We start from the raw sequence: 5,349 nt of genomic DNA, 5'->3' as shown, positions 1-5,349 counted from the left end.
CTTCCTGACAATCTGCATGGTTTTCTGCATATTTTCTTAAGATTCTAAAACTAATGTGCATCGTCCCTGATAGCAAAAAGACTTTAAATAACTATTTAAAACAAATCCAATCGCCTTCTACTTGAGCGATCGCACCGCCAGGAAATGGATCGGTTTGCGATCGGTTGGGCGCTATAATTAAAGCCGTTAATTTTTCAATGTGTTCAAAACTGGGCGCATCAGTCAGTATTTGCTGCAATACCTGACGCATCACGCGACGTTGCAACGCCAGTGGTGCTTTCTGTAATACCCGACGATTTAACCGTAAGGGAAGAACAGTAAGAGAATCTTCTTCATGTCTCACGCCCAGTGCCGCACCCCGCAACTGCTGGGCAGCTTTTTCCAAATATTCCACTTCCGCTTGTAAAAGTTCTGCTGTTTGGGCTAAGGCTGATTCTACTTGGGGGTTGAAATTATCTCGCAAATATGGTAACAATTCTTGGCGAATGCGGTTGCGGGCATATTGCAAATCTTGATTGGTGGAATCTTCCCAAATTGGTAATTTAAATTCTTGACAAAATTGCTCTGTTTGTATCCGAGTAATTTCTAAAAGTGGACGTACTAACACAATACCTGTAGTTAGAGGGCGTTGCCAAGTTAGGGCTTGCAAACCATCAGCACCAGTACCGCGAATTAAATTGTAGAGGAGAGTTTCGGCGCGATCGCTGGCGGTGTGTCCTGTCACTATATATTGATAATTATTTACCTGAGCGATCGCGCTTAAAGCTTGATAGCGCCAATCGCGTGCAGCAGCTTCACTATTTATCGGTTTGTTCGCGGTTTCTAAATAAAAGAATATACCCCAAGTTTTCGCTAAATTTTCGACGTGTTTAGCATTAGCCTTGGAGTCAGAACGCCAGCGATGATCGCAGTGAGCGATACCTAAATCCCATCCCCATTTGGATTGTAAATCTAAAAGTAATTTTATTAAACACAGAGAATCTTGCCCCCCAGAGACAGCGACTAATAGCCGTTGATTGCGCTCAAATAAGTGGCGCGATCGGATTGTGCGATGGATTTTTGCGTGTAGACGAGTCCATACCATTTTATTTTTTTAGTACTGTTAGCGGTAGCGGAGCGTTGAGCAAGTGCTGAGTAGTTATAATCAGCTTGAAGATGAGGCGATAGAGATAATTTACTTAAAAGTAATAGTGCTAATTAAAACCGAGTATCTATCCCCTAGCAAGGGTGATGGACATTATACCTCATAAATTTCTGTTGTAATTAGTGCCGGGTAGAGCTAGCGTAAAGTGGACAATTTGACAATCTTTAATACTCAAACTACTTGGCGTATAGTCATAATCTGTCCGCACGCAAGAAGAACGCAAGACACTTAATATATGGTTCAGAATCTCGAAAGAACACGCCAGAGTGCAAGGTTTCCAGAAACTGCACCGGCTGCTAATCCCGTATTTTTTAGAACCTATAGCCGCCGTACAAAGGCCGGACTAAGGGAAACATGGGATGAGGTATGCGATCGCACTCTACTCGGCTTAGTCGAATTGGGAAAGCTAACTCAAGAAGAAACTGCCACGCTGGATAAGATGCAGCGCAACTTGAAAGCTATGCCTAGTGGGCGCTGGCTATGGGTTGGTGGTACAAATTGGATAACCAAACCAAAGAACTTTTCCGGGGCTTATAATTGCACTTCTACTAATCTCGAAAACTGGAGTGCCTTCGGCTTAATGATGGATCTAGCAATGATGGGCTGTGGTACTGGAGCCGTCATAGAACCACAATTTATTAACCAGTTGCCTGCGATTCGTAATCAACTGAATGTCACTGTAAAAGGTGAAATTGGCAGCACTCCTGTCCAACAGCGACGTGAATATACTGAAACTCATATAGAAGGCAATAACGTCACTATTCACGTTGGAGATAGCCGTGAAGGTTGGGTTGAATCATATCAAGCCTTATTAGAACTCTCTACTGATGAACAATTTTCAGCAGACGTTGAAGTATTAGTTGATATCAGCGATGTCCGAAAAGCAGGAGAAACTCTCAACGGCTTTGGAGGAGTTGCTAATCCGGTGAAATTGCCCGGACTTTATCAGCGTTGTGCTTCCATCCTGAGCAAAGCTGTGGGAAGACAATTAAATTCGGTTGAATGCTGTCTGTTAATCGATCAAGCAGCTGTAACAATTGTTGCCGGCAACATCCGAAGAAGCGCGGGGATGCGTCAGTTTCTTGCTGACGATGAACAAGGAGCTACCGCCAAAGATAACTTATGGCAGCAAGATGAAAATGGCAACTGGCGAATCGATCCAGAGCGTGATGCACTCAGGATGGCAAATCATACCAGAGTTTTTCACCGCAAGCCCACCTTAGAAGAATGTGTTGGTGCTGTCCGCAAACAATATTATAGTGGCGAGGGAGCGATTCAATGGGCTGGTGAAGCCGTAGCGCGATCAAACATAGATTTGCTGCCAACACAAGCTTTGAAAGTTGAGTTTTTACAAGCTTATGAACAAGGAACAGCAAAACAGTGGTTAAAAGAACGTTATTCAAATCTTGATGCTAATGAGTTAGAACATCGTTTAGCTCGCTATGGGCTAAATCCGTGTGGTAATTGATTTTGCCTCACGTTAAAAACCTCGCAAAAACGGGGAAAGCTGAGACGCTAATCCCGTGGTAATCAAAGGAATTAAAAAGTCTTTGACACCGTACAGCGTAGAGAGTGAAACTAGATTACATCTGAAATTGGTGTCTAGAATATAATCTCTCCAAGAGTGTGGGGGCGGATGTGAAAAACAGTTTTATTATCTGAAGTCACATCTGCAAAAGGTACGCGGAGCTACTGCAAATAATCAAGCAGTAGAACTAGGGGATAAAAAGCCTCTAGGGTAACAAATCTGGAAATCATCGGTAGCAACTTCCACTGCAATTTGTCAGAGGTTCACCTTAATCAAATCGACCCACGTAACTACAAAGAACAAGAAGAAGCTTTCACTGCTGGGGCGTTATCTGTAGCAGCACTTTTGAATCACAAATTCCTAGAACCACGCTATCAATACAGCCGTGAATTAGACCCGATTGTGGGAGTTTCTTTTACAGGTTTATTTGATTTCTTTGTCCATGCTTTTGGTGTTGATTGGCTGCGTTGGTGGGAAGCAGGAAGACCCGCTACTGCACAAGGATTAGCTTTCAAGCGTGAGGAAGAAAAATATCTAAGTTCTTGGAGAGATATTGTACATCGTGTAGTTTGGGATTATTGCGATCGCCACAATCTCAAGCGCCCAAATCGTTGTACTACAGTGCAACCGAGTGGTACTAAAGCTTTATTAACTAATGCTAGTTCGGGGTGGCATCCCCCCAAAGCGCAAAGATTTATTCGTCGCATCACCTTCGGTAAAAATGACCCAGTAGCCTTAGCTTGTATTGATTATGGTTACAATGTCATTCCCTCCCAATCAGACAAAGATGAACAAGGTAATTTGCTTAACGATCCCTTCGATCCACGGGTGAGTGAATGGCTAGTGGAAATCCCTGTTTCTGTAACTTGGGCTGATTTACCAGGGGCTGATGAAATTGATGTTTCTAAGTTTTCAGTTTTAGCCCAATTTGATTTTGTCCTCCAGGTTCAACGTTGGTACGTGACTCACAACACATCAGCTACTTTGGAACTTCGCTCTGATGAAATTGAGCTTTTGGGACAGCGCATTTACGAAACCATTCAGAATGATGAGGGATATATTTCAGCTGCTCTTTTAGCGCGTTTTGACGATTTGCAATCATTCCCACGTTTGCCATTTGAACCAATTAATAAATCAACCTACGATCGCTTAACTCAAGAGGTGAAAGCGCGACGCAAAACAGATGATTTCTGTGCAGTACTAAGCCGCTACGATTTAGGCGAAATGACAGAGGCTGGCCCTAGTGGTTGTGATTCTGATAAATGTATGTTTCCCGATCAGCAACCAAGCTCATAAGGCGAAATGACGAGGGATTGGGGACTAGGGGCTAGAGACTGTAAAGGAGAGGAGAATAATCAATACCCAATGCCCCATACCCAATGCCGTAACACGTTACGATCAATTAAGAAGTAATAATTTTTTACGGCAGTGCCAGGAGTCTTTTTATGTTCATTAATGAATTGTCACCTATATTCAGAGAATTTACTCAGCATCCAGTCTCATTTGTAGGTGGGTTTTTCTCTGGTGTGCTTCGACTCAATCTTGCAGACGATCCAGTTAAAAGCTGGCTAGATAAACAGCTCCGCTCAAATAGTTATACCAGCAGCACCACAACGGATGCACATAACGGCAAAGCCACTGGTCCTCAGCAGATTTCGATTGACTAAAAACTCCAACCTGACATAGTTGAATTTACTACAAAATAAGGAGTCAGTGCTGCCGATGGCAGCGCTGACTCCTACTTTTTACAATAATTATTTTATTTTTTGGAAGTCCCCTACTACTTGATTGGCACTCTGAGCATGAGCGCGCCTACTTGGTCTGGTGTGGGGCCGGGCTTGAAATTGATATGGCAAAGCGCACACTCCGCCCTAAAGTTGCTGAGGGGGATTGAGCGTCGATAGTACCATTTATTGTTCACGCGCTGGACGGACGCGTATGCCTGTCCCGCCATTGCCAGCGCGTTTGCCTGACGCTCAAAGTTGTCGCTGGGGCGATCGTTTTCCCGAAGCGGGCCAACAGTGCCGACTAACCGCATATCCTTGTTCCGATCGTTAAATATCAGCGAGATGGAGTCCTTACCCTGCTCCACGTTATCCACGGTCGTCTCATCGAACTCCTGCGTCAGTGCAGCGAACAAGGTGTTGAACATGAGATCGCTCGTCTGTTGAGCGATCGCAACCTTCTGAGGTGGAGGTGGATAATCATAACCACGGGCAATTGACGTGAAACTGAACCCGATGACAAGCAACACCACAAAAATTCCATAGCTGACTAGCTTTTTCAGACGCATTCTCTTAATTCCTTTGGTTTTATATTGCTCCTGACTTATATCAACCCTATGTGAAGATACATATAACAACACCCTCATGTAGCCTCCTAAATGACTTAAAAGAACAACATTAGGTAGGCGTAAATATATACAACTTCACAAAGAAACGATATTAGTAACTCCGCATCACGGACGGAACCTTTACCAAAGCGATGCAGAGATTATAGGGCAGAAGTGAAGGATTGATTTTCAATCTTCCAAAAAATTATGTTTGCGTACTAACTCGTATAATCTTATCATACTAGGCAGTGAAAATACTAGTATGTGATGAGTAAATATGAATACTATGTTAATTAATAAGATTTGGGGCTGAATCAATTGTTAAAGGTAGATAAACTTCTGCCA

At 43.4% G+C, this 5,349-nt stretch carries 3 protein-coding genes and 1 pseudogene; 2 read left to right on the top strand and 2 right to left on the bottom strand.

Features of this window, described 5'->3' with window-relative positions; translation table 11 throughout:
- Positions 1-91: 91 nt before the first annotated feature.
- Positions 92-1,084, bottom strand: a complete 993-nt coding sequence (gene tilS, locus IQ229_RS11435) for a tRNA lysidine(34) synthetase TilS (RefSeq protein ID WP_194043781.1) — start codon at positions 1,082-1,084, stop codon at positions 92-94.
- 295 nt (positions 1,085-1,379) lie between these two features.
- Here tilS and nrdJ point away from each other — a divergent pair.
- Positions 1,380-3,968: pseudogene (gene nrdJ, locus IQ229_RS24845) on the top strand (ribonucleoside-triphosphate reductase, adenosylcobalamin-dependent).
- Positions 3,969-4,117: 149 nt separating this feature from the next.
- The gene (locus tag IQ229_RS11420; RefSeq protein ID WP_194043772.1) at positions 4,118-4,339 is read left to right on the top strand and encodes a hypothetical protein; all 222 of its coding nucleotides are present in this window, start codon (positions 4,118-4,120) and stop codon (positions 4,337-4,339) included.
- Between the two features lie 113 nt (positions 4,340-4,452).
- Here IQ229_RS11420 and IQ229_RS11415 read toward each other — a convergent pair whose 3' ends face one another.
- Positions 4,453-4,965 carry a hypothetical protein gene (locus tag IQ229_RS11415; protein ID WP_194043770.1) on the bottom strand — a complete coding sequence of 171 codons (513 nt, stop codon included), beginning with the start codon at positions 4,963-4,965 and terminating at the stop codon, positions 4,453-4,455.
- Positions 4,966-5,349 lie beyond the last annotated feature (384 nt).

It is taken from the genome of Nostoc cf. edaphicum LEGE 07299 (assembly GCF_015207245.1).
Classification (GTDB): Bacteria; Cyanobacteriota; Cyanobacteriia; order Cyanobacteriales; family Nostocaceae; genus Nostoc; species Nostoc edaphicum_B.
Note: the sequence above shows the minus strand (reverse complement) of the source record. Positions and strands in the feature narration are given on the sequence as shown.